This is a genomic window from Methylobacterium sp. WSM2598, from assembly GCF_000379105.1.
In the GTDB taxonomy this organism is placed as follows: Bacteria; Pseudomonadota; Alphaproteobacteria; order Rhizobiales; family Beijerinckiaceae; genus Methylobacterium.
In genome coordinates this window covers 5,600,681-5,627,157 of record NZ_KB900609.1, presented here as the reverse complement: position 1 = coordinate 5,627,157, position 26,477 = coordinate 5,600,681, and the positions used below count along the sequence as shown (strand labels likewise).

The following is a 26,477-nucleotide window of genomic DNA, read 5'->3' as shown; positions in this document are numbered from 1 at the left end:
GGGCCCGCGAGAGCATTTCCTGACGAAGTGGATGCCGGTTCGTCGAAGAAAACGCGGCAAAACCAAGGACCTGGACCAGCGCCCGATCGCGGCGCGATCGGGCGCCGATCTAGAGGCCCAGGATCGCCTTGGCGATGATGTTCTTCTGGATCTCGTTCGAACCGCCGTAGATCGAGATCTTGCGCCAGTTGAAGTAGGTCGGCGCGGCCGGGCCCGCGTAGTCGGGGCCGATCGGCGGCTCGTTGTGGCCCTGGTCCTCGTCCTCGGGCAGGTACGGCAGGGCGTAGGGGCCGACCACGTCGAGGAGGAGTTCCGTGGTGGCCTGCTGGATCTCCGAGCCCTTGATCTTGAGGATCGAGGAGGCCGGGTCGGGCTTGCCCTTCTCGCGGGTGCGCTCGGCGGCCACGACCCGCAGCTGCGTCATCTCCAGGGCCTTGAGCTCGATCTCGAGGGCCGCCAGCTTCTCGCGGAAGCGCGGATCCTCGATCAGCGGCGCGTCGCCGACCCGCTCCAGGGCCGCCAGTTCCCTGAGGCGCCGGATGCGCTGCTTGGAGACGCCGACCCGCGCGATGTTGGTGCGCTCGTTGCCGAGCAGGAACTTGGCGTAGTCCCAGCCCCTGTTCTCCTGGCCGACCCGGTTCTCGACCGGCACCCGCACGTCGTCGAAGAAGACCTCGTTGACCTCGCGGCCGCCGTCGAGGGTCTGGATCGGCCGCACGGTGATGCCGGGCGTGCGCATGTCGATGAGCAGGAAGGTGATGCCCTCCTGCTTCTTCGCGGCCGTGTCGGTGCGCACCAGGCAGAAGATCCAGTCGGCGTGCTGGGCCAGCGTGGTCCAGGTCTTCTGGCCGTTGACCACGTAGTGGTCGCCGTCCCGCACGGCCCGGGTCTTGAGCGAGGCGAGGTCCGAGCCGGCGCCGGGTTCCGAGAAACCCTGGCACCACCAATCGTCGAGGTTGGCGATGCGGGGCAGGAAGTGGCGCTTCTGCGCCTCGGAGCCGAACTGCGCGATCACCGGCCCGACCATGTAGACGCCGAATTGCAGCGGCGAGGGGGCCGGGAAGCTCTGCAACTCGTCGAGGAAGATGTACTGGCGCACCGGGTCCCATCCGGTGCCGCCCCACTCGACCGGCCAGTTCGGCACCGCCCAGCCCTTGGCGTTGAGGATGCGCTGCCAGGTGACGATGTCCTGCTTCGAGGGATGGTGCCCGTCGATCAGCTTCTGGCGGATCTCGGCGGGCAGGTTCTCCTCGAAGAAGCGGCGGACCTCCTGGCGGAAGGCCCGCTCCTCGGGCGTGAAACGAAGGTCCATGTCAGCCTCCCGATCGTGTGGTTGCCGGGCTTGCCGCCCGGCTGGCCGGGCCGCGGGGGCCGCCCGTCAGAGATCCCGGAACCCCTTCCCCTCGGCGGCGAGCCGCTCCAGCAGGGGCGAGGGCGCGAAGGCGTCGCCGTACTCCGCCTGGTAGGCGCGCAGGCGCTCCAGCACCGTCGGCAGGCCGATGCCGTCCGCCCAGAACATCGGGCCGCCGCGATAGACCGGCCAGCCGTAGCCGTTGATCCAGACGATATCGATGTCGGAGGCGCGGATCGCCTTGCCCTCGTCGAGGATCTTCGCGCCCTCGTTGACCATCGGGTAGAGGCAGCGCTCCAGGATCTCCTGGTCGGAGGCGGGCTTGCGCGCCACGCCCTGCCGGGCCGCGACCCTGGCGATGATCTCCTCGGTGACCGGCGACGGCGAGGCCTTGCGCTTGGCGTCGTAGTCGTAGAAGCCCGCCCCGGTCTTCTGCCCGCGCCGGTCGATCTCGCAGAGGAGGTCGCGCACGCTCTCCGAGCGGTTGGTCTCCCGGCTCCAGCCGATGTCGAGGCCCGCGAGGTCGCTCATCGCGAAGGGGCCCATCGGCAGGCCGAATTCGTAGATCACCCGGTCCACGTCCCAGGGCGTGACGCCCTCCAGGATCAGCCGGTTCGCCTCGCGCTGGCGCTCGGCCAGCATGCGGTTGCCGACGAAGCCGTGGCAGACGCCGACCAGCACGGCGATCTTGCCGACCTTGCGGCCGACCTGCATCGCGGTGGCGATCACGTCCTTGGCGGTCCTCGCCCCGCGCACCACTTCGAGCAGCCGCATGACGTTGGCGGGCGAGAAGAAGTGCATGCCGATCACGTCGGCGGGGCGGCCCGTCACCGAGGCGATCTCGTCGATGTCGAGGTAGGAGGTGTTCGAGGCCAGGATCGCGCCCGGCTTGGCGACGCGGTCGAGCTTGGAGAAGATCTCCTTCTTGATGCCCATGTCCTCGAACACGGCCTCGATGATGAGGTCGCAGTCCTTCAGATCCTCGATCGCCAGCGTGTCGGCGAGGAGGCCCATGCGGGTCTGGACGTCCTCGGGCCGCAGGCGGCCCTTCCTGGCGGTGTTCTCGTAATTGCTGCGGATCACCGCGAGGCCGCGGTCGAGGGCCTCGCGCTTGGCCTCCACGATGGTCACCGGGATGCCGGCATTGAGGAAGTTCATCGCGATGCCGCCGCCCATGGTGCCGGCACCGATCACCCCGACCCGGGCGATCGGGCGGGTCGGGGTGTCCTCGGGCACGTCCGGGATCTTGGCGGTCTGGCGCTCGGCGAAGAAGACGTAGCGCTGCGCGGCGGATTGGCTCCCGGAGACGAGCTTCAGGAACTGCTCGCGCTCGAAGGCGAGGCCCTGCGGGAAGGGCAGGCGGCAGGCGGCCTCGACGCAGGCGATGCAGGCCTCCGGCGCCTCGAAGCCGCGCATCCTGCGGGCATTCTCCTTCCGGAAGGCGTCGAACAGGCCGGGCGCGTCGCGGCCCTCGGCGAGGCGCTCGTCGCGGTCGCGGATCTTGGTGAGCGGCCGCCCCTGGGCGACGACGCGCTGCGCGAAGGCGACCGCGTGGGCGCGCAGGCCCTCCTCGGGGGCGAGCTCGTCGATCAGCCCCATCGCGGCGGCCTGCCCGGCGCCGAGCGGGGCGCCGCCGACGATCACCTCGAGCGCCTTGCGGGGCCCGACGATGCGCGGCAGGCGCTGCGTGCCGCCCGCGCCCGGCAGGATGCCGAGCTTGACCTCCGGCAGCCCGACCTTCGCGGAGGGCACCGCCACCCGGTAGTGGCAGGCGAGCGCCGTCTCGAGCCCGCCGCCGAGGGCGTTGCCGTGGATCGCCGCGACGACCGGCTTCGTCGCGGCCTCGATCCGGTCGAGGAGGTCCGGCAGGGAGATGCCGCGCGGCGGCGTGCCGAACTCGGTGATGTCGGCCCCCGCGGAGAACATCCGCCCGCCGCCGATCAGCACGATCGCCGTCACGGCGGGATCGGCCTCGGCGCGGGCCAGCGCCGCCGCGATGCCCTCGCGCAACGCCGTCCCGAGCGCGTTCACGGCTCCCGATTGCAGCGTCAGGACCGCGACCGCGCCCTCGCGGCTCTCGGAGACGGGGGTGGCTTCAGTCATCGCGAATTGTCCTCCGAGCGCATTGCGACCGCGTCGAGCCGGTCCGCCGGCGCGGGGCGCCGTCCCGACCTCGCCCGACGGGCCTCGTTCCGAACGCCTCAATAGATCTCGAACAGGCCGGCCGCCCCCATGCCGCCGCCGACGCACATCGTCACCACCCCGTACTTGGCGCCGCGGCGGCGGCCTTCCAGCAGGATGTGCCCGGTCATCCGGGCGCCCGACATGCCGTAGGGGTGGCCGATGCTGATGGCGCCGCCGTTCACGTTCAGCCGCTCGTCCGGGATGCCGAGCCGGTCGCGGCAGTAGAGCACCTGGCAGGCGAAGGCCTCGTTCAGCTCCCAGAGGTCGATGTCCTCGACCGAGAGGCCGTGCTGGCGCAGCAGCTTGGGCACCGCGAAGACCGGGCCGATGCCCATCTCGTCGGGGTTACAGCCCGCCACCGCCATGCCCCGGTAGGCCCCGAGCGGCTGCAGGCCCCGCCGCTCGGCCTCGCGGGCCTCCATCAGGACGCTCGCCGAGGCGCCGTCCGAGAGCTGGCTCGCATTGCCGGCGGTGACGAAGCGCCCCTCCTTCACCCGCTGGCCGTCCTTGAACACGGGCTTGAGGGCGGCGAGGTCCTCCGGACGCGTCTGCGGCCGGTTGCCCTCGTCCTGCGCCAGGGTGACCTCCCGCGAGGCGGTCTCGCCGGTCGCCTTGTCGGTCACGGTCATGCGGGTGGCGAGCGGCACGATCTCGTCGGCGAAGCGTCCGGCCGCCTGGGCCTCGGCGGTCCGCCTCTGGGATTGCAGGGCGTAGGCGTCCTGCGCCGCGCGGTCGATCCCGTAGCGCTCCGCCACGGTCTCGGCCGTCTCGATCATCGTCATGTAGAGCGCCGGCACCCGCTCCACGAGCCAGGGATCGGCCCCGCGGAAGCGGTTGATCCGGTCGTTCTGCACGAGCGAGATCGATTCGAGGCCGCCGCCCACCGCGACGTCGAGCCCGTCCGCCACGATCTCCTTGGCGGCGGTGGCGATCGCCATCAGGCCCGAGGCGCATTGCCGGTCCAGGCTCATGCCGGCGACGCTCGCGGGCAGGCCCGCCCGCAGGGCCGCCTGCCGGGCGATGTTGGACCCCGTGGAGCCCTGCTGGAGCGCCGCCCCCATCACCACGTCGCCGACCTCGGCCGGGTCGATGCCGGCCCGCGCCACCGCGGCGGCGATCGCGTGGCCGCCGAGCGCCTGAGCCTGGGTGTCGTTGAAGGCGCCCCGGTAGGCCTTGCCGATGGGCGTGCGCGCGGTCGCGACGATGACGGCTTCCCGCATCTCCAGTTTCCTCCTCGGGCCGGCTTCCGCAGAGGCGGCGGGCCGGGCGCCCTGGCTGTTATCGGGGAATGGGTATGGCGCCGCAAGGCCCGAAACCCCGGCCGTTCCCTCGGCGACCGGATCCCCGCCGCCGCGCTTTTCGAAAACACGGCTTGCTTAATCGCCATTGAGAGCTAAGGTCCGGGCAAAACGCAAGAGAATTTGGCGAGAGAATTTGGAGGGAGGCCCGTGCCGCTGTTCGATCTGACCGGCCGCGTCGCCGTGGTGACCGGCTCCTCGCGCGGCATCGGCCGCGCCATCGCGGAGCGCCTCGCCGAGCACGGCGCGCGGGTCGTGGTCTCCTCGCGCAAGGAGGAGGCCTGCCGGGCGGTGGCGGAGGCGATCAACGCGCGGCACGGGGAGGAGCGGGCCGTCGTGGTGCCGGCCAACATCTCGTCGAAGGCCGACCTCGAGCGCCTCGCGCGCCGCACGGAGGAGCGCTTCGGCCGCATCGACGTGCTGGTCTGCAACGCCGCCTCGAACCCCTATTACGGGCCGATGAGCGGGATCAGCGACGAGGCCTTCCGCAAGATCCTCGACAACAACGTGGTGGCCAACCACTGGCTGATCGGCTTCTGCGCGCCCGGGATGATCGCGCGGCGGGACGGGGCGATCATCATCGTGTCGTCGGTGGGCGGGCTGAAGGGCTCCGGCGTGATCGGCGCCTACAACATCTCCAAGGCCGCCGATTTCCAGCTCGCCCGCAACCTCGCGGTGGAGCTCGGCCCCCACAACGTGCGGGTCAATTGCCTCGCGCCGGGCCTGATCCAGACCGACTTCGCCCGCGCCCTCTGGGAGGACCCGGCGAGCCGCGCCGCCTACACGGCCCGCACCCCGCTCGGGCGGATCGGCCAGCCGGACGAGATCGCGGGCGCGGCGGTGTTCCTGGCAAGTCCCGCCGGGGCCTTCATGACCGGCCAGAGCATCGTGATCGACGGCGGCCAGACCATCACGTGACGGCGAGGCGGGCCCTCGCCGCGCGGCCTGTCCCGTGTCATACGCTCTCCGGGCGATCACGTCCGGACAGCGCATGACGAGCCCCCGCGGCACTTGAGCGAAGCCGACATCCGCATCGCGACGCAATCCGTCGGATGTCGGATCACTGATCCCGAGATGCCGATGACAGAATCTCCTGCCTGGCCCGCGCTCTCCTTCGCCGAGGCGACCGCGCGGCTGACCGCGCCGGGCTCGCCCTTCGCGGTGGACGAGGCGGTGATCCGCGGCGTGCCGACCCGGATCTGGGCCGCCGCGCCCCCGACCCTGCGCGACATCCTGCTGGTCGGCCGCCGCCACGGCGAGAAGACCTTCCTGGTCTACGAGGACGACAGGGCGAGTTTCGAGGCCTTCGCGCGGGCGGTGCTGGCGCTCTCGGCCGACCTGATCCGCGGCGGCGTCCGCCCGGGCGACCGGGTCGCCATCGCGATGCGCAACCTGCCCGAATGGCCGGTCGCCTTCTTCGCCGCGCTGCTGGCGGGCGCGGTGGCGGCGCCCCTCAACGGGTGGTGGACCGGTCCCGAACTCGCCTACGCCCTGGCCGATTGCGGCGCCAGCGTGGCGGTGGTGGACGCGGAGCGCCTCGCGCGCCTCGCGGAGCGGCGGCAGGATTGCCCGGATCTCCGGCGCGTGCTCCTCGCCCGGGGCGAGGCGCCGGATGCGGAGAGCCTCCGGGAGATCATCGGGCCCGTCGCGGCCTGGGCCGCGCTCCCGCCCGGCACGGTGCCGGACGTGCCGCTCGCGCCCGACGACCTCGCGACCCTGTTCTACACGTCGGGGACGACGGGCCGGCCCAAGGGCGCCATGGGCACCCACCGCAACGGCGCCTGCGCGGTCCTGGCCCATCCCTACTCGGCCGCCCGGGCGGCCCTGCGCCGGGGCGAGCCGGTCCCGGTCGCGGATCCCGCGGCGCCCCAGAAGGTGGCGCTGGTCTCGGTGCCGTTCTTCCACGTCACCGGCTGCTTCGCGACTCTGGTCACCAACCTCCACCGCGGCGGGCGCCTCGTCCTGATGCGGCGCTGGGACCTCGCCCAGGCCCTCGACCTGATCGCGCGCGAGCGCTGCACCAGCGCGGGCGGCGTGCCGACCATCGCTTGGCAGCTCCTCGACGGCTGGGCCGCCGGGACGCACGACCTGTCCTCCCTGGAGACGATCACCTACGGGGGGGCCCCGGCGCCCGCCGAGCTGGTCCGCCGCCTGCGCGCGGCCTTCCCGCGGACGACGCCCGCGACCGGCTGGGGCATGACCGAGACCTCCGCCACCTTCACGCACCACATGGGCGAGGATTACCTCCACCGCCCGGACAGCTGCGGCCCGCCGCTGCCGATCGGCGAGGCGCGGATCGTCGATCCGGAGGGCCGCGTCCTGCCGCCCGGCGAGGTCGGGGAGCTGCAGGTGAAGGGGCCCAACGTGGTGGCGGGCTACTGGAACCGCCCGGACGAGACGGCGGCATCCTTCCGCGACGGCTGGCTCGCGACCGGCGACCTCGCCCGGATGGATGCGGAGGGGTTCCTCACCATCGTGGACCGGGCCCGCGACATGCTGATCCGCGGCGGCGAGAACATCTATTGCTGCGAGGTCGAGAACGCCCTGCACGAGCACCCGGCGGTGGTCGACGCGGCCGTGGTGGCGGTCCCGCACCCGACCCTCGGCGAGGAGCCGGCCGCGGTGGTGGCGCTGGCGCGCGGCGAGAACGCCTCCGAGGAGGAGCTGCGCGCCTTCGTGGCCGCGCGGCTCGCCGCCTTCAAGGTGCCGGTGCGCATCCTCTTCCACGAGGAGATCCTGCCGCGCAATCCGAGCGGCAAGATCCTCAAGAGCGAGCTGCGCAAGCTGTTCTGACCGCGCCGGCGGGGCGGGATCCGCGCGGCACGGCAGGCGCCGGGCCCGCCTGCCGCGTGGGCAGGCGGCGATCCCGCATCCCGCCCTACATCGGCTCGGCGCCGCGGCTCATCGCGGCGACGCCGGTGCGCGAGATCTCGACGAGGCCGATCTCCGACATCAGCCTGATGAAGCGCTCGATCTCGTCGGTGGAGCCGGTGAGCTCGAACACGAAGGAATTGAGCGTCGCGTCGAGGGTGCGGGCGCCGAAGGACGAGGCGAGGCGCATCGCCTCGACCCGGTGCTCGCCCTTGCCCACCACCTTCACGAGGCAGAGTTCGCGCTCCAGCGACTCGCCCTGCAGGGTCAGGTCGACCACCCGGTGCACCGGCACCAGACGGTCGAGCTGGGCCTTGATCTGGTCGATCACGGCGTTGGTGCCGGTCGTCACGATCGTGATGCGCGAGAGGTGCTGCGTGTGCTCGGTCTCCGAGACGGTCAGGCTCTCGATGTTGTAGCCGCGGCCGGAGAACAGGCCGGCGATCCGGGAGAGCACGCCCGGCTCGTTGTCGACGATCACCGCCAGGGTGTGGCGGGCGACCGGCTCGACCCGGACCGGCTCGGGGTAATGGGTGTTCATCGCGTTCATCGGTCTCCCCCGCGGCCCTCAGACCAGGACCTTGCCTTCCTCACCGATCACCGAGCCGAGATCGGCCCCCGTCTCGCCGAGATAGTCGGACAGGAGCATCTCGTTGTGCGCCTTGCCGGACGGGATCATCGGGAAGCAGTTCTCGGTCTTGTCGACGATGCAATCGAAGATCACCGGGCCGTCATAGTCCAGCATCTCCTGGATCGCCGCGTCGAGGTCGCCGGGCCTCTCGCAGCGGATGCCCTTGGCCCCGTAGGCCTCGGCCAGCTTCACGAAATCCGGCAGGCTCGACGAGTAGCTCTCGGAGTAGCGCGAGCCGTGCAGCAGTTCCTGCCACTGCCGCACCATGCCCATGTACTCGTTGTTCAGGATGAAGATCTTGACCGGCAGGCGGTACTGCACGGCCGTCGACATCTCCTGCATGTTCATCAGGATCGAGGCCTCGCCCGCGATGTCGATCACCAGCGCGCCCGGATGGGCGAGCTGCGCGCCGATCGCGGCCGGCAGGCCGTACCCCATGGTGCCGAGGCCGCCCGACGTCATCCAGCGGTTCGGCTCCTCGAACTTGTAGTACTGGGCCGCCCACATCTGGTGCTGGCCGACCTCGGTGGTGACGTAGGTCTCGCGGTGCTTGGTCGCCTCGTAGAGGCGCTGGACCGCGTGCTGCGGCTTGATGGTGGTAGCGGAGGGCCAGTAGCCGAGGCACTCGCGCGCCTTCCAGCCGTTGATCTTCGACAGCCACTCGGTCAGGCGGCCCTTGTCCGGCGTCGGCGTGATCGCCCGCCACTCCGCCAGCATGTCGGCGAGCACCGAGGCGCAGTCGCCCAGGATGGCGAGATCGGCCTTCACGTTCTTGTTGATCGAGGAGGCGTCGATGTCGACGTGGATCTTCTTGGAGAAGGGCGAGAAGGCGTCGAGCCGGCCGGTGATGCGGTCGTCGAAGCGGGCGCCGATGCAGATCATGACGTCGCATTCGTGCATCGCCAGGTTCGCCTCGTAGGTCCCGTGCATGCCGAGCATGCCCAGGAACTGCGGGTCGGATCCCGGATAGGCGCCGAGCCCCATCAGCGTCGAGGTGATCGGGAAGCCGGTGGTGCGGACGAGTTCGCGCAGCAGCCGCGACGCCTCGGGCCCCGAATTGATCACGCCGCCGCCGGTGTAGAAGACCGGGCGCCGGGCGCCGGCCATCAGGGCCACGGCCGCCCGGATCTTGCTCCGATCGCCCTGGATCTGCGGCTTGTAGGTCTTGTGGCCGTTCTCGACCGGCCGCCGGTAGAGGCCGCTCGCGAACTGGACGTCCTTCGGCAGGTCGATCACGACGGGACCGGGCCGGCCGTGCGAGGCGACGTAGAAGGCCTCGTGGAGGATGCGCGGCAGGTCGTCGATCGATTTCACCAGGTAATTGTGCTTGGTGCAGCTGCGGGTGATGCCGACCGTGTCGCATTCCTGGAACGCGTCGGAGCCGATCAGGTGGGTCGGCACCTGGCCGGTGATGCAGACGAGCGGGATCGAGTCGAGGAGCGCGTCGGTCAGGCCCGTGACGACGTTGGTGGCGCCCGGCCCCGAGGTGACGAGGACGCAGCCGACCTTGCCCGAGGAGCGCGCGTAGCCCTCGGCCGCGTGCACCGCCCCCTGCTCGTGTCGGACCAGGATGTGCTTGACGCTGTCCTGGTGGAACAGCGCGTCGTAGATCGGCAACACCGCGCCGCCCGGATAGCCGAACAGCGTGTCGACGCCCTGATCCTGCAGCGCCCGGATCACCATCTCGGCGCCGGTCATGACCTCAGCCGCACCCATCTGATCCCCTCCTTGTGCTCGCGTCTCGTCTCGTGCAGCGGCCGGTTCGGGCAATAAAAAAGGGCCCCGAAGGACCCTGCATGCGCCACCGGCGGGCTCACGGGCTGTCTCTCAAGCCCGCCCCGTCCGTGGCGCCCACCCTACAATAAGACCCGCGCGCATGTCGCGTCGACCCATCCCGAAAAGTGGCGCGGAACCTACGCGCCCGGACCGGGCCGGTCAACCGGTTTTCCGGCGTCCTCGGCCGCGGAGCCTGCTTCGACTTTCGGGGCAGGAGGCGGCGGAGCATTGGGAATCCCCGCGCCCTCCCCTATCTCGGCCGCATCCGGGTGTCTGGCGGGTAGGCGGAGAATGGCGGGGGCCGCGGCCTTCCTGGTGGTCGATGTCGCCGGCACGGGCTGCGCCGTGCGGCGCGAGGCCGTGCGCGAGGTGCTGCCGCTGCCGCGCCTGTGGCGCCCGCCCGGGGTGCCGGCGGCGCTGGCCGGCTTCTTCAGCCTGGGCGGCGCGGCGGTGCCGGTGCTCGACCTCGCGGTCCTGTTCGGGCTCGCGGGCGCGTCCGCCGGCCGGCCGATGCTCTACCGTCACCTGCTCCTCGTGGGCGAGGCGGCGCCGCTCGCCCTCCTGGTCGACCGCGTCGACGACCTCGTCAGCGTGGAACCCGAGGCCGTGACGCCGCTCCCGCAGGGCACCGCCCTCAACGGCTGCGTCGCCGGGGAATTGCGGTGCGGCGGGCGCCTGCTGCACGAACTCGCCGTGTCCCGCATCCTCCTCGCCGAGGAGCGGGCGCGCCTCGACGCGCAGACGCGGCTCGCCCAGGAGCGGCTCGCCGAATGGGCCGCCTGACCCCGCGGGCGCCGACGGAGGATCCGGCCTTCGCGGCGCTCAAGGCGGCGATCGTCGCCCGCACCGGCCACCACTACTACGCCGACAAGGACGACCTGCTCTGGGACCGCCTGCGGGGCCGGCTGCGCGCCGCCGCCGCGCCGGACGCGGGCGCCTACCTGGCGCATCTGAGCGCCAGCGAGGAGGAATGGGCGGCGCTCGAAGCCGAGATCACCATCGGGGAGACGTTCTTCTTCCGCTACGCGGAGCAGTTCGCGGCCCTGCGCCGGACGATCCTGCCCGAGCGCATCGCCGCGAGGGCGCGGGAGAAGCGGCTGCGGATCTGGAGCGCGGGCTGCTCGACCGGTCCCGAGACCTACTCGCTCGCGATCCTGCTGCACGAGATCCTCGGCGAGGCGCTGGCGGAGTGGCGCATCGCGCTCACCGGCACGGACATCAACCGGGAGGTGCTCGCCGTCGCGCGCCGGGCCGAGTACGGGGCCTGGGCCCTGCGCAGCCTCTCGGCCGAGGAGCGGGCGCGCTACTTCCGGCGCGGCGCGCGCGAGAACACCTTCGCGCTGCGCCCGGAATTCCGCGGCCTCGCCCGCTTCGAGCCGCAGAACCTGCTCCACCTCGTCGACGGCACGGCCTCGCTCGCGCTCACGGATTACGACCTCATCCTGTGCCGCAACGTCCTGATCTACTTCCATCCCGACACGGTCACGGCGGTGGTGCGGGCGCTGGCCGAGCGGCTGCGCCCCGGCGGCTGGCTGCTGCTCGGACATGCCGAGCCCAACCCGGCCTTCGCGGAGATCCTGCGCCCGGTGAGCCTGCCCGGCACCGCCGCCTACCGGCGGCCGCAGGAGGACCCGGCGCCGGCCCCTCTCCCGGCGCTCCCGCCCGGACCGGCCCAGGAATCCTTCCCGCCGCGCGTCCCGCCGCCCGCCCCGTCGCGCCCGGCCCGCCGCGCCCCGGCGCGACCGTCGCCCCCGCCCGCGCCTCCGGCATCCCCGGCCGGCGAGTCCCCGCCAGGCGAGTCCCCGCCAAGCGAGTCCCCGCCAAGCGAGTCCCCGCCCGGCGCGGCGCTCGCCGCCGTGCGGGCGCTCGCGGATGCCGGGGATCTCGACGCGAGCTGGCAGGCCTGCCGGGCGGCCCTGCAGGCCGATCCGACCGACGCGCGGCTGCGCTTCTACGAGGGCCTGCTCGCCCGGGCGCGGGCGCGGCCCGAGGAGGCGGAGCGCGCCTTCCGCGCGGCGATCTACCTCGAGAAAGGCTTCGTCATGGCCCATTACCATCTCGGCCTGACCCTGATCGCCCTCGGGCGCGGGGCGGCGGGACGGCGGGCGGTCGAGAACGCCCTGCGGCTCGCCGCCCCCCTGCCGCCCGAGACCGAACTGCCGGAGGGCGACGGCCTGACCGCCGCGCGCCTCACCGACGCGGCCCGGCCGCTCCTCGACGCGGTGGCGCCGTGACGGGTCCGGCTCATCCGACGGCCGCGCCCGGAGCGGCACTTGGCGCGGAGGCCACACTTGGCGCCGACGCGGCACTTGGTGCCGCCCGGGTCGAGGCGATCCTCGACGCGCGCAGCCGCGCCCTGGCCGAGCGCGGCCGGGCGCCGGCCGAGACGCGGGCGCGCCGCCGCGTGCTCCTGTGCCGGGTCGGGACCGAGTGCCTCGCCCTGCCCCTCGACGCGGTGGCCGAGGTGGCGCCGTTCCGGCCCTGCACGCCGGTGCCCGGCGCGCCGCCGGCCCTGATCGGCCTCTCGGGCCGGGGCGGCGCCCTGCTCAGCATCCTCGACCTCGCCACCGCCCTGGACCTGCCGCCGCTCCCGGCCGAGGCGGGCGCGCACCTCGTGGTGCTGCGGCGGGACGCGCCGCGGCTGGGCCTGCGGGTCGAGCGGGCGCTCGCCGTGCTCGACGCGCTCCTGGATCCCGGCCCCGCCCCGCCCGGGCGGGCCGTCGCGGGCCACGCCCGCGCCGACGCGGCCGACGCGGAGCGCTTCGCGCTCCGGGAAGGCTTCGCCCTCCTCGACCTCGCCGCCCTCCTGCAGCCCTTCCTCGGCGCCGCGCCGCGGACCTGAATCCCCCCTCACTTCCGGAGCCAGTGACCAGCGTGTCGATCTCGATCGGGAACCGCATCCTCCTCGGCTTCACCGCCGTGATCCTGGTGATCGTGGCGCTCGGCCTCTACGCCCTCGCCCAGATCGGCGACGTGCGCCGCGCGACCGACCTCATCGTCAGCCGCGACCTCGCGGTGATGCACCAGCTGGAAGGAATCCGCGAGGCGCAGCGCCGGATGAGCGACCTGCGCGACGAGGCGACGACCCGCTACTTCCTGCGCGCCCTCAACCGCGAGGTGCCGCCCAAGGAGGAGCCGGCGGTCGGCTGGCGCCGCGCCGCCACCGCGGCCGAGACGGCGCTGGCGAGCGCCATCACCAACGTCAACGAGTATCGCGGCCAGTCCCTCTCCGCCGACCGGGCCGCCGCCTGGCAGCGGATCGGCGAGATCCTGACCGCGGCGGGGGTCGAATTGCGGGCGATCCGCACCGGGACGGAACGGCAGTTCCAGGCCCTCGATGCCGGCGACGTGGCGACCGTGCAGAATGGGGAGACGGATCTCGATCAGGCGCAGGAGAGCTTCGGGCGCACCATGGTCTCGGCGCGCGACGCGCTCGACGAGGCGATCGCCGCGGGGCAGCGCCGGGTCGGCGCGGTCTACGAGGAGAGCCGCATCTCGACCATCGCGGCGCTCGCCACCTGCGTGGTGATGGCGCTGGTCATCACCGCCCTGATCCGGCGCTCGGTGGCCCATCCGCTCGAGACCGTGATGGCCTTCGTCGGCCGGGTCGGCGAGGGCGATCTCACCGGGCGGATCGCCGACCGGAGCCGGGACGAGTTCGGGCGGCTCGGACTCGTGCTGAACCAGATGGTCGACGGGCTGCGCGAGCTCGCGAGCCAGAACCGCGGCGCCACCGCGAACCTCAACGCGGCCGCGGCCGAGATCCGCGCCTCCGCCCAGGAGCAGGCCGCGAGCGTCGAGGAGCAGTTCGCCGCCGTGCAGGAGACCGCCGCCACGGTCGACGAGATCACCCATGCGGGGGCGCAGATCGGCAAGCGCGCCCAGGAGGTGATCGCCACCGCGCAGGCGACCGCCCAGACCTCGCAGGCGGGGCTGCGCGCCGTCGACGAGACTGCCCGCGCCATGGACGCGATCCGCGAACAGAGCGAGGCGGTGGCGACCAACATCGTCTCCCTGAGCGAGAAGACGCAGGCCATCGGCGAGATCATCGCCACCGTGAACGACGTCTCGGAGCGCACCCATCTCCTCGCCCTCAACGCCGCCATCGAGGCGGCCGCCGCGGGCGAGTCCGGCCGCAGCTTCGCGGTGGTGGCGAGCGAGATGAAGGCGCTCGCCGACCAGGCCAAGGAGGCGACCGGCCAGGTGCGGGCGCTGCTCGGCGACATCCAGCGGGGCATCAACGCCTCGGTGATGCTGACCGAGGAGGCGGTGAAGCGGGTGGCGCTCGGCAAGGAGCGCTCCGACACCACCCACGCGACCATCGAGGAGATCACCGCCCGCGTGCAGGAGAGCGTGCAGACCTTCCAGCAGATCGTCGCCTCGACGAACCAGCAGCAGCTCGGCATCGAGCAGGTGATGGGGGCGCTGCAGAACATCCGGCAGGCGAGCCAGCAGACCGCGGCGGGCACCCGGCAGGTCGAGAGCGCGGCCGCCAACCTGAGCGAGCTCGCGACGGCCCTGACGGCCCTGGCGCAGCGGTACCGGCTGTGACGGCGCCGGGCTGGCGGGCCGGGCCCCGCGGGCGGGCCGAAGCCCGCGGGCGGGCCGGGGCCCGCGGGCGGGCGGGCTGAGGCCGCCGCATGGACATCCGCGCCATGCTGCTCGCGGCCTTCGAGGCCGAGCATCGGGAGCATCTCGGGGCGATCCGGGCCGCGCTCGCCGCCGCGCGCGAGGGCCGCGGCCCGGACTGGAACGACGTCTTCCGGCGCGCCCACAGCCTGAAGGGCGCGGCCCGCGCCGTCGACCTGCCGGCGATCGAGGAGATCGCCCACCGGCTCGAGACCCTGTTCGACCGCATCGTCGAGGGCGCGCACCCCCTCGACGCGGCGACGCTCGCCGCGGTGACGCTCGCCCTCGACCGGATCGAGGGCATGGCGGCGGGGCTCGCCGAGACGCCCGACCCGCCGCTTCCCGCCGACGCCGCCGCGGCCCTCGACCGGGCGCTCGGCCTGCAGCCGCCGGCCGCGCCGCCTCCCCGGGAGGCCGCCCCGGCGACGCCGCCCGCGGCCCCTGCCCCGCAGGCGGAGCCCGCGCCCGAGCCCGCCCTCTCGGTCCTGCGCATCGCCAGCGACGACGTCGAGGGCCTGTCGCGGGCGGTGCACGGCCTCTCCCTCGCCCTTCAGGGCCACGACGAGATCGGCGGCGCCCTCGCGGCGCTCGACGGGCAGGGCCGGATCCTGCGCCGGACCGCCGACGCGTGGCGCGAGCGCACCGGCGAGGTCGCCGCATTGGCGCGGCGCCTGCGCGAGGCGGGGGATCCCGGCGCCGCCCTCCTGGAGGCCGCCCTCGACCTCGGCCGCCGCCTCGACGGCGAGGCGCGGGTGATGGTGCGCGGCGTCTCGGGCCTCGCCCGCGACCAGCACCGCGCCGCCGGCACGGTCGAGGCGGCGGCGCGACGCCTGCGCGAGAGCAGCGACCGCCTGCTCCTCGTCCCCGCCGAGACGGTGTTCGGCGGCTACGGGCGGATGGTGCGGGAGATCGCCCGCGAGGCGGGCCTTCCCGTCGAGGTGCGGCTGCAGGGCCTCGACGTCCCGATCGACCGCAGCCTGCTGCAGGAGCTGAAGGACCCGGTCCTCCACCTGATGCGCAACGCGGTGAGCCACGGGGCCGAGCCGCCCGACGAGCGCCGCCGCAAGGGGAAGCCCGAGGCGCTCACCGTCACCCTGTCGCTCGCCGTGCGCGGGGGCGACCTCGTGCTCGCCGTGCGCGACGACGGGCGCGGCCCGGACGTCGCCCGCATCGTCGAGACGGCCCGCCGCCAGGGCCTGATCGCCCCGGATGCCAGGCCGACGACCCGGGAGGCCCTCGGCCTCGTCTTCGCGCCCGGCTTCTCGACCACCGACAAGATCGACCGCCTCTCCGGGCGCGGCGTCGGGCTCTCCGTCGTCGCCGAGGCGGCGGCCCGGCTGCGCGGCCGGGCGCGCCTGCGCCGGGCCCAGCCCCACGGGGCCGAGGTCGTCGTGGTGGTGCCGCTCTCGGCGGCGCGCCGGCCGCTCCTCCTCGTCGAGGCGGGGGGGCACGTCTACGCGATCCCGAGCGGCGCCGCCGCGCGGCTGCTGCGGCTGCGGGCGGCGGAGATCGCGCCGGTCGCGGGCGTGCCCTCGGCCCGGCTCAGCCTCGACGGCCGCGACGCGGTGGTGCCGGTCGTGCCCCTCGCCGGGCTCCTCGGCGGCGACGCCACCCTCCCGGTCGAGGACGGGCTCCTGCGGGGCGTGCTGCTGCGCAGCGGCAGCGACCTCTGCCTCGCCGCCGTCGACCGCCTCCTCGACGTGCGCGCGAGCCTCGTCGGCCCGCCGCCGCCGATCGGGGGCGAGGCGGGGCTGTTCTCCGGCACAATCCTGCTCACGGACGAGACCCCGGCCCTCGTCCTCGACCCGGCCGGCCTCCTCGCCCGGGCCGGGGAGACGGCGGGCCGGGTCGCGCCGGCCCCGGCCCGCGCCGAGGCGCCCGGGCGGCGCAGGACCATCCTGGTGGTCGACGATTCGATCACCACCCGCACCCTGGAGAAGAGCATCCTGGAGGCGCAGGGCTACCGCGTCTTCGTCTGCGTCGACGGCCAGGACGCGCTCGAGCGCCTGCGCCGCGACCACGCCGAGGTGGATCTGGTGGTGGCGGATGTCGAGATGCCCCGCCTCGACGGATTCGGGCTGCTCCAGGCGATCAAGGCCGATCCCGCCTTGACGCGCCTGCCGGTCATCCTGATGACCTCCCGCGGCGACCCCGCGGACATCCGCCGCGGCCTCGATCTCGGCGCGGATGCCTACATCACCAAGCAGAAGTTCGACCAACGCGAATTGCTCGACACGATCGGCCAGCTCCTGTGAACGCGTCCGCCCGCCCCGCCCCCCCGTTCCGCTCCCGCCGCGCCACGGACCCCCTCCCGCGCGCGGGTCGTCACGCGGATCTCGGGCGCATCCCGGCCCGGAGGGCGCCATGACCGCCCCGGTCCGCGTGATGCTGGTCGAGGATTCCCTCGTCGTCCGCCAGCTCCTCGCCCACATCGTCAGCCGCGACCCGCGGCTCGCCCTCGTCGCGGCGGTCCCTTCCGGGGAGGAGGCCTTGCGGGAGATCCACCGCGTCCAGCCGGACGTGATCTCCATGGACATCCGCCTGCCCGGCATCGACGGGCTGGAGACGACGCGGCGGATCATGGCCGAGCGGCCGACCCCCATCGTGGTCATCGCCGACGCGGTCGAGGATTCCTCGCTCAAGATCTCCATGAACGCCCTGCGGGCCGGGGCGCTCAGCGTGGTCGAGAAGCCGGTCGGCACCGGGCACCGGGCCTACGCGGCGGTGGCGGACGAGATCTGCACGCAGCTGCGCATCATGAGCGAGGTGCCGGTGATCCGCCGCCGGCCGATCAGCGCCGAGCGCGAGCGCCCGCCCCTCTTCGACCCGCCCGCCCGGCCGGACGCGGTCGGCGCGCCGCCGGGCCTCGTCGCGGTCGCGGCCTCGACGGGCGGGCCGCCCGCCTTCGCGCGGCTCCTCGGCGCCCTGCCGGCCGCGTTCCCGGCCCCGATCCTGCTCGTGCAGCACATGGGCGCCGCCTTCATGGACGGATTCGCCGCCTGGCTGAACGGGGTCGTGCCCCTCGCTGTCGAGATCGCCGCCGAGGGCGTGCGCCCGCTGCCCGGCCACGTCTACGTGGCGCCCGGGGACCGGCACCTCGAATTCGGGCCCGGCGGCCTCATCGCCCTGTCGGACGATCCCCCGATCGGCGGCCAGCGGCCCTCCGCGACCGCCCTGTTCCGCTCGCTCGCGCGCCATGCCGGGTCCCGGGCCCTCGGGATCCTGCTCACCGGGATGGGCGAGGACGGGGCGGCGGGTCTCCTCGACATGCGCCAAGCCGGCGCCCTCACGATCGCCGAGCACGAGACCTCCGCGGTGGTCTACGGCATGCCGGCCGCCGCCGTGCGGCTCAGGGCCGCGAGCGCGGTGCTGCCCCTCGACATGATCGCGCCCCGGATCCTGCGCGCGGTGCAGCCCGGAGCCGCCCGATGAGAGCCGCGCCGACCGGCGCCGCCCCGGCCCGGATCCTCCTCGTCGAGGATTCCGAGACCCAGGCCCTGCAGCTGCGCCTGTTCCTGGAAGGGAGCGGCTTCGCGGTGACGCGCTGCGCCACCGCGGAGGCGGCCCTCGACGCCCTGAACCAGGGCCTGCCCGACCTCGTCGTGGCCGATTACCACCTCCCGGGCATCAACGGCGACGAGCTCACCCGCCAGATGCGCCTGTCGCTGCGCACCCGCGCCACGCCGGTGCTGATGCTGACCGAGGCGCAGGGGCGCGACCTGGAGCGCCAGGGGCTGGAGAGCGGCGCCGACGCCTACGTGCCGAAATCCGCCGACCGCGACCTCCTCGTCCTGCGCATCCGCGCGCTGCTGCGCGAGCGCGGCGCGGGCACCGCCCAGGAGGCGGGGCACGGGGCCTTCCGGCGCGCCCGCATCCTGGTCGTGGACGCGAGCGCGACCTACCGGGCCTACCTCGCGGGCCTGTTCGGCCAGGACGGCCACGCGGTCGTGGCGGCCGAGGGCCCGGACCAGGCCCTGGCGGCGCTGGCCGCGCCCGACGCGGCCTTCGACTGCGTCACCGTCGATCTGCTCTCCACGGCCTACGAGGCGGTCGAGCTGTGCCGGCGCGTCGCTTCCCTGCGGGAGTCGGCGGGCGGCCCCGGCTTCTACCTCGTGGGGATCGGCAGCGCCGCGGCGGCCGGCAAGGACCTGCTGGTCCAGGCCTTCGCGGCGGGGGTCGACGACGTGGTGCCGAAGGGCGCCGAGGGCGAGGTGCTGGCGATCCGGGTGCGCACGCTGGTGCGCCGCAAGCTCCTGGAGGAGGACAACCGCCGGGTCGCGGACGAGCTGCGCCAGCACGAGCGGGCGGTGGAGCGCGCCCAGGCCGAGGCCGCCGCCGCCGAGGCCAAGGCGGCGCTGGCCGGCGCCCTGGAGCGGGCCAACCGCGACCTCGCCGATGCCAACCGCCAGCTCAAGGACGCGCAGGCCAAGCTCGTCCAGGCGGCCAAGATGGCCTCGCTCGGCGAGCTCGTCGCCGGCATCGCCCACGAGATCAACAACCCGCTCGCCTTCATCCTCGCCCACCAGGGCACGGTCGAGCGCTTGGTCGGCGAGGTGGCGGAGCAGGCCGAGGGGCTGCCCGAGCCGGAGCGCCGGGCGCTCGCCAAGGCCCGCGACCGGATCGGCGCGATGCGGCTCGGCCTCGGTCGGATCCAGGACCTCGTCGTCAACCTGCGCAAGTTCTCCCGCCTCGACGAGGGCGAGATGCGCAGCGTCAACGTGCCGGACGCGATCGAGACCGTGCTCGCCCTGCTGCAGCACAAGCTCGGCACCCGCATCGCCGTCGAGCGGCTTTTCGCGGGCGAGCCGGAGATCCGCTGCACGCCCGCCCTCCTCAACCAGGTCGTCATGAACATCATCGGCAACGCCGCGGACGCGATTCCGGGCGAGGGCCGGATCACCGTCGAGACGCTGAGCGAGGCGGAGAACGACGTGATCCGGATCAGCGACACCGGCCCGGGGGTGCCCGAGGCCCTGCGCGAGCGAATTTTCGAACCCTTCTTCACGACGAAGCCGGTCGGCTCCGGCACCGGCCTGGGCCTCGCCATTGCCTACAGTGTGGTTCAGGCGCATAGCGGCACCATCTCGGTCGAGACGGCGCCCGGCGGCGGCGCCTGCTTCGTGATCAGCATTCCGCGGCGGCCCGCATGATCACCGACGAGACGAACCTTCGGAGGGGCATGGACAGGGAGGCGGCGCGCGGCACCATCCTGGCGGTCGACGACGAGCCGGACATCCTCGTCGCGCTCGAGGACCTCCTGGAGGACGAGTTCCGGGTGCTGACGGCGAGCCGCCCGGCCGACGCGCTCGCCCTGCTCGCCGCCGAGCCGGACATCGCCGTCATCGTCTCCGACCAGCGCATGCCGGGCATGACCGGCGACGCGCTGCTGGCGCGGGCCCGCGAGGTCAGCGACGCGCAGGCGATCCTCCTCACCGGCTACGCCGATCTCTCGGCCGTGACCTCGGCCCTGAACCGCGGCGGCATCACCGGCTACGTGACGAAGCCCTGGGACGCGGCCCTGCTGCGCGGCGCCGTGCGGGCCGCCTACGAGCGCTGCCGGCTCGGGCGCGACCTCGCCACGGAGCGCGCCCTCCTGCGCGGGCTCCTCGACCATGCGGGGGACGCGATCGCCTTCAAGGACCCGCAGGGACGCTTCGTGCGCCTCAACGCCGCCAAGGCCGCCCGGCTCGGCGCCGCCGTCGAGGATTGCCTCGGCGAGCCCGAGAGCCGCTTCCTCGATCCCGAGACGGCCGCCCGCGTCGAGGCCGCGGACCGGGAGGCCGCCGCCGGCCTTCACCCGGTCGAGGCGACGATCGCGGGCGGTCCCGCCGCCGCCCCGACCTGGACCCAGGTGGTGCGGGTGCCGATCCGCGACGCGCACGGGGCGCTCGCGCATCTCGCCACGATCGAGCGGGACGTCACCGAGCAGAAGCAGCTCGAAGCCCGCCTGCGCCAGGCCGACAAGATGCAGGCGCTCGGCACCCTGGCGGGCGGCGTCGCGCACGATTTCAACAACCTCCTCACCGCCATCATGGGCAGCCTCGAACTGGCGCTGCCGAAGGTCGCGGGCGACGCGCGGCTGACGCGGCTGATGACCAACGCCGCGCAGGCCGCCCAGCGGGGCGCCGCCCTGACCAAGCGGCTCCTCAGCTTCAGCCGGCAGCGGGACCTGCAGGCCCGGGTGGTCGACCTCAACGGCGTGATCCGGGGGATGGACGACCTGCTCGGGCGCAGCCTCGGCGGCTTCGTGCAGGTCGACCACGCGCTCGCGCCCGACCTCTGGCCGGCGCGGGTCGATCCCGAGCAGCTCGAACTCGCGATCCTCAACCTCTGCATCAACGGCCGCGACGCGATGCCGGATGGCGGGATCGTCACCCTGTCGACCCGCAACGTCGTGGTGGCGGGCAGCCCCGATCCCGACCTGCCGGACGGCGACTACGCGGTGATCGCGATCGCCGACACGGGGACCGGCATCCCGCCCGAGATCCTGAGCCGGGTCTTCGAGCCCTTCTTCACCACCAAGGCGCAGGGCCAGGGCACCGGGCTCGGCCTCGCCATGGTGTTCAGCCTGCTGCAGCAATCGGGCGGCACGATCCGCATCGACACCGAGGTCGGGCGCGGGACGAGGGTCGACCTCTACCTGCCGCGGGCGCACGAGCCGGTCGAGACCGACGAGGCCCGCGCGGGGGCGGCGGTGCCGCCGCGGCGGCGGGCCCGCATCCTGGTGGTCGACGACGACCCGCAGGTGCGCCACGTGACCGCCTCCTTCCTGAGCGGCTTCGGGCACGAGGCCGTGGAGGTGCCGGAGGCCGAGGCGGCCCTGGCGCGGATCGAGGCGGAGCCCTTCGACCTCGTCGTCGCCGACCTCGCCATGCCGGGCATGACCGGCCTCGACCTCGCCGAGGCGGTGCGCGGGCGCCGGCCGGACCTGCCCTTCCTGATCGTCACCGGTCACGCCGAGGCGGCGCGCATCCCGCACGCCTACGCGGTGCTGGAGAAGCCGTTTCCCTCGGGCGAGCTCGGGACACGGGTGGCGGCGCTCCTGGCCGACGCGCCCGAGCGCCGCTAGGCGCTCCCGATCGAGGTGCCCGAGCGCCGCCAGGCGCTCCTGATCGAGGTGCCCGAGCGCCGCCAGGCGCTCCTGATCCAGGTGCCCGAGCGCCGCCAGGCGCTCCTGGTCGAAGGATCCGTGCGCCGCCAGGCGCTCCCGGCTCCGACACGGGGCAGCCATGCCCGCCGCGCCGCCCGATGCGGCCCGGCGAGGTGGGCGATTGACGGCGGCCCGGCAACGATGGATGAGCGACGGCCGTGTCACCCAGGCTGGAGTATCCCCGGATGGTCCGCGTCCCGACCCCGCACGCCGCCCAGGACTCCTCCCCGGTCGGCGAGGCGCTGCCGGCCGGAGCGGGGAGCCGCGCCTGCATCGTGTGGCTGACCGGCCTCTCGGGTGCGGGCAAGTCGACCCTGGCGGGGCAGCTGCGCGATCTCCTGCGCGCCGAGGGGCGGCCGACCACGATCCTCGACGGCGACGCCCTGCGGCGCGGCCTCAACCGCGACCTCGGCTTCTCGGATGCCGACCGGGTCGAGAACATCCGCCGCACCGCCGAGGTGGCGTGGCTGATGGCCGATGCCGGGCTCACCGTGATCGTGGCGCTGATCTCGCCTTTCCGGCGCGAGCGCGCCGAGGCGCGCGCCCTCGCCCGCGGCCTGCCCTTCTTCGAGGTGCACGTGGACGCCTCGCTGCCGGCCTGCGAGCGGCGCGACCCGAAGGGCCTCTACCGGCGGGCGCGGGCCGGGGAGATCCCGCGCTTCACCGGGATCGACTCGGCCTACGAGCCGCCGGAGAGCCCCGACCTGCGCGTCGACACCGAGCGGCTCACGCCGCAGGAGGCGACCGCGCAGGTCCTCGCGCTGCTGCGCGGCTGAGGGCGGCGCGCCGGCGGACGGGCCGAGCCCGATCCCGCGTCCCGCGCGGGCCCGACCACCCGTCCAGAGCAGCGCCCGATCACGGTGCCATCGGGCGCTGCTCTCGGTCCTTGATTGTGCCGCATCGTCTCCGACGAAGCGCTAGATCTTCGACGGATCGAACCAGACGCAGTTCTTCGCCACCACGGCGAAGTTCAGTTCGGAGCGGGCCGGCTGCGGCAGCACCTGGCCATCGATCGCCACCGTGGTCTGATTCGAGGTGGTCCCGTCCCCGAAGCTCTGCGGCCGAGTCACGTAGCAGTACTGCTTCTCGGGCTTGGCCTCGTCGCCCTTGAAGTTCCAGCCGGTGACGATCGAGCCGTCGAGATAGGGCACGGTCTTGAAGACCGTGAAGCTGGTGCGGATCGCCGTGGAGGCGGGCGCGTCCGACTTGCCCTGGTTGGTGGTGAGCGCCGCCACGTCCGGCCGCCCCGCCTTGGCCGGGGCGCCGCCCTCCAGCCGGAGCGTGTTGTCGGTGAGCGTCACCTCGCCCTTCGTCTTGAGCGTCACGTCGCCGAGCGCGGTGGTCAGGGCCGCCGCCAGCTTGTCGGCCGCGCCCTGCACCTCGTGCATCGCCGCGTAGCCGTAGAAGCCCGCGCCGATCCCGATCCCCGCGAAGGCCGAGAAGGTGCCGAGGCCGAGCGCCCGGAACAGGAAGGCGCGGGCCGCGACGACGCGGGCCTCCGCCCGCAGGCGGCCGTTCACGTGCTGGGCGAGGGCCACGTTCTCAGGGGTGCCGGGGGCGAGGTAGCTCACGGTCTCGGCCTCTCGATGCGGTCGTCATCCCGGCCGGGACCGGGCGGGGGGGAGCCCTGCGGGGTGCCGTGCGGGCGGCGCTGGTCGAGGGGGATCGCGACCCCGGCCGCGATCGCCTCGCGCACCGCGCGCTGGGCGTCGTCGAGCTGCCCGGCGCTCTCGGCGATCTGCGTGAGGAGGAGCGGCACGCCCTCCTGGTTGAGCGCGACGCCGAGATCATCCTCGTCCTGGTAGGTGCGGCGCACCTGCACGGCGCAGAGCGCGAGCAGCGTCGAGGCGAAGGCCGCGCACAGGGCCGGCGCGAACACGAAGATGCGCAGGAAGGCGTGGACCTGCTGATCCGTGACATCGATCGGGTCGACGCCGTAGACCATCGCCGTGAAGGAGTGGAGCTGCGAGCGCCGCACCGCGTCGCGGTAGGCCACCTCCGCCTCGGTCACGCGGCGGTCGGAGGCGCCGCGGTCGAGGGCGGCGCGGGCGGCCCGGGCCTCGGCGAGGTTCCTGGCCAGGACCGCGCGCTCGTCGCCCGCGCTCTTCAGGCTGCCGGCGATGGTGGCGGTGCGCGGATCGGTGACGCAGCGCATGTAGGAGTAGCGCCGGCCCCGGCTGTTGGTGCCCTGCAGGCGCTCGCAGCGCTGGCCGGGCAGGCCGGCGAGCTGGGAGGAGGCCTCGCTGCTGCGCTTCTCCAGGGCCTGGGACTCGGCGGTGTACTGGGCGACGCGGGCGTCGGCCTGGCCGATGCGCGTGTCGAGGCTCGCCCGGTCGGCCTGCGCCTCCTTCAGCACGGAGAGGGCCTTGGAGGCCTCGGCGAGGCGGGGATGGAACATCATCTCGCCGAGCTGGGACACCGACTTGGTGGTCACGCCCGCCGCCATCACGATCCCGATCACCGCCAAGCCCTTGATCAGCCAGTCCCGCTGCACCCGGATCAGGATGCCGAGCGGCACCCGGCAGAGCTCGATCGCCGCGTAGACGACCGGCGCGAGCAGCATGAACCAGAAGCTCTGGTCGTGCGGGTCGGCGTAGGTCTGCGCGAAGAACCACGCGCCGGCGAGGGAGGTGCAGATCACCAGCGCCTCGACCACGTAGGCGATGGCGACGTAGCCCCAGCGGATGCGGTAGCCCTTCTCGACCGCGCGGCGCTGCTGCCACGCGGCGGTCTCGTCGCTCCAGGCCCGCCGCTCGCGCGCGACGATCCGGTCCGGGGGCTTTCTCACGAGCATCGACGCTCCTCGCGCGGGCGCGACGGCGGCCGCGTACACGACAACTCAACCCCTGATATGCTTCCGTTTTGTGCCGAAAATGCGCCGCGGGCGACCCCTGCGCCCCGGCCCCTCGCGTCCCGCGTGCCGTTGCGCACCGGAATTCGCGCCTGCCGCGCGCGACGGGCCGCGCTGCCCTATGATCCCGCGAGGGAATCGGCGCGCCTCGCCACCCCGACGGACCCGGAGGGCCCCCCGCATGTCGGACAACCGCTACCACAAGGACCGGCTCGGCAACCGCCGCCTGCATCCCGAGACGCTGATGCTCGGCTACGGCTACGACCCTGCCCTCTCGGAGGGTGCCGTCAAGCCGCCGATCTTCCTCACCTCGACCTTCGTCTTCACCTCCGCCGAGCACGGCAAGGCCTTCTTCGACTACGTTTCGGGCCGGCGCGAACCGCCGAAGGGCGAGGCGGCGGGACTGGTCTATTCGCGCTTCAACCACCCCAACAGCGAGATCGTGGAGGATCGCCTCGCCGTGTTCGAGGAGGCCGAGAGCGCGCTCCTGTTCTCCTCGGGGATGTCGGCCATCGCCACCAGCATCCTGGCCCATGCGCGGCCGGGCGACGCGGTGCTGCATTCGCAGCCCCTCTACGGCGGCACCGAGACGCTGATCGCCAAGACGCTCGGGGGCCTCGGCATCGCCGCGCACGGCTTCGCGAACGGCACCGACCCGGCCTGCGTGCGGGAGGCCGCCGCGGCGGCCCGGGCGGCGGGCCGGGTCAGCGTGGTGATGGTCGAGACGCCCTCCAACCCCCTTAACACGCTGGTCGACCTCGCCCTGGTGCGGCGGGTCGCCGACGAGATCGGGGCCGCGCAGGGCGGCGAGCCGCCGGTCGTGATCTGCGACAACACGCTGCTCGGGCCGCTCTACCAGCAGCCCCTGCGCCACGGGGCGGACATCTCGGTCTACTCGCTCACCAAGTACGTGGGCGGCCATTCGGACCTGATCGCCGGGGCGGCCCTCGGCTCCGCCGCGCGGATGCGGCCGGTGCGGCTGCTGCGCTCGGCGATCGGCACCCAGCTCGACCCGCATTCCTGCTGGATGATCGGCCGCTCCCTGGAGACGCTGTCCCTGCGCATGAGCGCGGCCAACCGCAACGGCGAGCAGGTCGCGGCGATGCTCCACGCCCACCCGAAGGTGACGCGCCTGCACCACCTCGGCTACCTGTCGCCGAGCTCGCCCGAGGCCGCGGTCTGCGCGGCGCAGTGCGGGGCGCCGGGCTCGACCTTCTCGTTCGACGTGGCGGGGGGCGAGGCGGAGGCGTTCCGGGTCCTCAACGCGCTCCAGCTCTTCAAGCTGGCGGTGAGCCTGGGCGGCACCGAGTCGCTGGCGAGCCATCCGGCCTCCACCACCCATTCGGGCGTGCCCAAGGAGGTGCGCGACCGGCTCGGCGTCACCGACGCGACGATCCGGGTCTCGATCGGCATCGAGCACCCGGACGACCTCATCGCCGACCTGGAGGCCGCGCTCGCCACGCTGGACTGAGCGGCGCCGGCGGGCGTGCCGGGACAGGGGCGACGCGGGCGGACCTACGCCGGCTGCCGCCCGCGGATCTCCGCGGCCGCGCGCGAGGGCCGCGCGGGTGCGCGCCCGCGCCTCGATCGGCCTTCCGGACCGCCTCCACCCGGGCCCGGCCGTTCCATTCCCGGCGCGCCCCGTCCCACATCGCCGCGCCTCCCTGGACGGGCGCGTCCGGCCCGCATACGCAGAGATCCGCGCAGCGCGATGCTCCCTATTCGATTAGACTTGG

General features: G+C 73.6%; 19 protein-coding genes. 12 read left to right on the top strand and 7 right to left on the bottom strand.

Features of this window, described 5'->3' with window-relative positions; translation table 11 throughout:
* Positions 1 to 109: 109 nt before the first annotated feature.
* The 3 genes from pimC to MET2598_RS0126435 form a co-directional block, all read right to left on the bottom strand.
* Complete coding sequence (gene pimC / locus MET2598_RS0126445) at positions 110 to 1,312, bottom strand: pimeloyl-CoA dehydrogenase large subunit (protein WP_012330223.1); 1,203 nt, start codon at positions 1,310 to 1,312, stop codon at positions 110 to 112.
* A 66-nt stretch (positions 1,313 to 1,378) separates the two neighbouring features.
* Positions 1,379 to 3,454: a 3-hydroxyacyl-CoA dehydrogenase NAD-binding domain-containing protein gene (locus tag MET2598_RS0126440; RefSeq protein WP_018262915.1), complete on the bottom strand. Its 2,076-nt coding sequence runs from the start codon at positions 3,452 to 3,454 to the stop codon at positions 1,379 to 1,381.
* Between the two features lie 98 nt (positions 3,455 to 3,552).
* Positions 3,553 to 4,755 carry an acetyl-CoA C-acyltransferase gene (locus MET2598_RS0126435; protein WP_018262914.1) on the bottom strand — a complete coding sequence of 401 codons (1,203 nt, stop codon included), beginning with the start codon at positions 4,753 to 4,755 and terminating at the stop codon, positions 3,553 to 3,555.
* A 228-nt stretch (positions 4,756 to 4,983) separates the two neighbouring features.
* On the opposite strand from MET2598_RS0126435, the gene MET2598_RS0126430 reads away from it, so the two are divergent.
* The gene (locus tag MET2598_RS0126430) at positions 4,984 to 5,751 is read left to right on the top strand and encodes an SDR family oxidoreductase (protein ID WP_018262913.1); all 768 of its coding nucleotides are present in this window, start codon (positions 4,984 to 4,986) and stop codon (positions 5,749 to 5,751) included.
* Between the two features lie 156 nt (positions 5,752 to 5,907).
* Positions 5,908 to 7,626, top strand: coding sequence for an AMP-binding protein (locus MET2598_RS0126425; protein WP_018262912.1), 1,719 nt, complete (start codon positions 5,908 to 5,910; stop codon positions 7,624 to 7,626).
* An 85-nt stretch (positions 7,627 to 7,711) separates the two neighbouring features.
* On the opposite strand, the gene ilvN is transcribed toward MET2598_RS0126425, so the two are convergent.
* Positions 7,712 to 8,254 (bottom strand): acetolactate synthase small subunit, encoded by a 543-nt coding sequence (ilvN, locus tag MET2598_RS0126420; RefSeq protein WP_012330228.1) that lies wholly within the window; start codon positions 8,252 to 8,254, stop codon positions 7,712 to 7,714.
* Between the two features lie 18 nt (positions 8,255 to 8,272).
* Positions 8,273 to 10,051, bottom strand: a complete 1,779-nt coding sequence (locus MET2598_RS0126415) for an acetolactate synthase 3 large subunit (RefSeq protein WP_018262911.1) — start codon at positions 10,049 to 10,051, stop codon at positions 8,273 to 8,275.
* 351 nt (positions 10,052 to 10,402) lie between these two features.
* Between MET2598_RS0126415 and MET2598_RS0126410 the strand changes: the two genes are divergently transcribed.
* The 9 genes from MET2598_RS0126410 (at position 10,403) to cysC (ending at position 22,666) form a co-directional block, all read left to right on the top strand.
* The gene (locus MET2598_RS0126410; protein WP_012330230.1) at positions 10,403 to 10,894 is read left to right on the top strand and encodes a chemotaxis protein CheW; all 492 of its coding nucleotides are present in this window, start codon (positions 10,403 to 10,405) and stop codon (positions 10,892 to 10,894) included.
* The gene (locus tag MET2598_RS0126405; protein ID WP_018262910.1) at positions 10,882 to 12,345 is read left to right on the top strand and encodes a CheR family methyltransferase; all 1,464 of its coding nucleotides are present in this window, start codon (positions 10,882 to 10,884) and stop codon (positions 12,343 to 12,345) included. The genes MET2598_RS0126410 and MET2598_RS0126405 overlap by 13 nt, the downstream gene beginning before the upstream one ends.
* Complete coding sequence (locus tag MET2598_RS0126400) at positions 12,342 to 12,953, top strand: chemotaxis protein CheW (RefSeq protein WP_018262909.1); 612 nt, start codon at positions 12,342 to 12,344, stop codon at positions 12,951 to 12,953. The genes MET2598_RS0126405 and MET2598_RS0126400 overlap by 4 nt, the downstream gene beginning before the upstream one ends.
* A gap of 23 nt (positions 12,954 to 12,976) precedes the next feature.
* On the top strand, positions 12,977 to 14,662 hold the full coding sequence (locus MET2598_RS0126395) for a methyl-accepting chemotaxis protein (RefSeq protein WP_018262908.1): 1,686 nt from the start codon (positions 12,977 to 12,979) through the stop codon (positions 14,660 to 14,662).
* 89 nt (positions 14,663 to 14,751) lie between these two features.
* Entirely contained in the window at positions 14,752 to 16,995 is a 2,244-nt protein-coding gene (locus MET2598_RS0126390) for a hybrid sensor histidine kinase/response regulator (RefSeq protein WP_018262907.1), read from the top strand.
* A gap of 109 nt (positions 16,996 to 17,104) precedes the next feature.
* Positions 17,105 to 18,172, top strand: coding sequence for a chemotaxis-specific protein-glutamate methyltransferase CheB (gene cheB / locus MET2598_RS0126385; protein WP_018262906.1), 1,068 nt, complete (start codon positions 17,105 to 17,107; stop codon positions 18,170 to 18,172).
* A complete protein-coding gene (locus tag MET2598_RS0126380) occupies positions 18,169 to 19,890 on the top strand; it encodes a response regulator (protein WP_018262905.1) in 1,722 nt (573 codons plus the stop codon). Before cheB ends, MET2598_RS0126380 begins: the two co-directional genes overlap by 4 nt.
* Complete coding sequence (locus tag MET2598_RS0126375; protein ID WP_018262904.1) at positions 19,887 to 21,809, top strand: response regulator; 1,923 nt, start codon at positions 19,887 to 19,889, stop codon at positions 21,807 to 21,809. The genes MET2598_RS0126380 and MET2598_RS0126375 overlap by 4 nt, the downstream gene beginning before the upstream one ends.
* A gap of 266 nt (positions 21,810 to 22,075) precedes the next feature.
* The gene (cysC, locus tag MET2598_RS0126370; RefSeq protein ID WP_018262903.1) at positions 22,076 to 22,666 is read left to right on the top strand and encodes an adenylyl-sulfate kinase; all 591 of its coding nucleotides are present in this window, start codon (positions 22,076 to 22,078) and stop codon (positions 22,664 to 22,666) included.
* 141 nt (positions 22,667 to 22,807) lie between these two features.
* On the opposite strand, the gene MET2598_RS0126365 is transcribed toward cysC, so the two are convergent.
* A complete protein-coding gene (locus tag MET2598_RS0126365; protein ID WP_012330238.1) occupies positions 22,808 to 23,461 on the bottom strand; it encodes a hypothetical protein in 654 nt (217 codons plus the stop codon).
* Positions 23,458 to 24,684: a hypothetical protein gene (locus tag MET2598_RS0126360; RefSeq protein ID WP_018262902.1), complete on the bottom strand. Its 1,227-nt coding sequence runs from the start codon at positions 24,682 to 24,684 to the stop codon at positions 23,458 to 23,460. The genes MET2598_RS0126365 and MET2598_RS0126360 overlap by 4 nt, the downstream gene beginning before the upstream one ends.
* A gap of 238 nt (positions 24,685 to 24,922) precedes the next feature.
* On the opposite strand from MET2598_RS0126360, the gene MET2598_RS0126355 reads away from it, so the two are divergent.
* Positions 24,923 to 26,212, top strand: coding sequence for a cystathionine gamma-synthase family protein (locus MET2598_RS0126355; protein WP_018262901.1), 1,290 nt, complete (start codon positions 24,923 to 24,925; stop codon positions 26,210 to 26,212).
* Positions 26,213 to 26,477 lie beyond the last annotated feature (265 nt).

Coding starts and splice junctions, on each gene's coding strand:
- pimC (WP_012330223.1), bottom strand. CDS start 1,312: ATGGACCTTCGTTTCACGCCCGAGGAGCGGGCCTTCCGCCAGGAGGTC.
- MET2598_RS0126440 (WP_018262915.1), bottom strand. CDS start 3,454: ATGACTGAAGCCACCCCCGTCTCCGAGAGCCGCGAGGGCGCGGTCGCG.
- MET2598_RS0126435 (WP_018262914.1), bottom strand. CDS start 4,755: ATGCGGGAAGCCGTCATCGTCGCGACCGCGCGCACGCCCATCGGCAAG.
- MET2598_RS0126425 (WP_018262912.1), top strand. CDS start 5,908: ATGCCGATGACAGAATCTCCTGCCTGGCCCGCGCTCTCCTTCGCCGAG.
- ilvN (WP_012330228.1), bottom strand. CDS start 8,254: ATGAACGCGATGAACACCCATTACCCCGAGCCGGTCCGGGTCGAGCCG.
- MET2598_RS0126415 (WP_018262911.1), bottom strand. CDS start 10,051: ATGGGTGCGGCTGAGGTCATGACCGGCGCCGAGATGGTGATCCGGGCG.
- MET2598_RS0126410 (WP_012330230.1), top strand. CDS start 10,403: ATGGCGGGGGCCGCGGCCTTCCTGGTGGTCGATGTCGCCGGCACGGGC.
- MET2598_RS0126405 (WP_018262910.1), top strand. CDS start 10,882: ATGGGCCGCCTGACCCCGCGGGCGCCGACGGAGGATCCGGCCTTCGCG.
- MET2598_RS0126390 (WP_018262907.1), top strand. CDS start 14,752: ATGGACATCCGCGCCATGCTGCTCGCGGCCTTCGAGGCCGAGCATCGG.
- cheB (WP_018262906.1), top strand. CDS start 17,105: ATGACCGCCCCGGTCCGCGTGATGCTGGTCGAGGATTCCCTCGTCGTC.
- MET2598_RS0126380 (WP_018262905.1), top strand. CDS start 18,169: ATGAGAGCCGCGCCGACCGGCGCCGCCCCGGCCCGGATCCTCCTCGTC.
- MET2598_RS0126375 (WP_018262904.1), top strand. CDS start 19,887: ATGATCACCGACGAGACGAACCTTCGGAGGGGCATGGACAGGGAGGCG.
- cysC (WP_018262903.1), top strand. CDS start 22,076: ATGGTCCGCGTCCCGACCCCGCACGCCGCCCAGGACTCCTCCCCGGTC.
- MET2598_RS0126360 (WP_018262902.1), bottom strand. CDS start 24,684: ATGCTCGTGAGAAAGCCCCCGGACCGGATCGTCGCGCGCGAGCGGCGG.
- MET2598_RS0126355 (WP_018262901.1), top strand. CDS start 24,923: ATGTCGGACAACCGCTACCACAAGGACCGGCTCGGCAACCGCCGCCTG.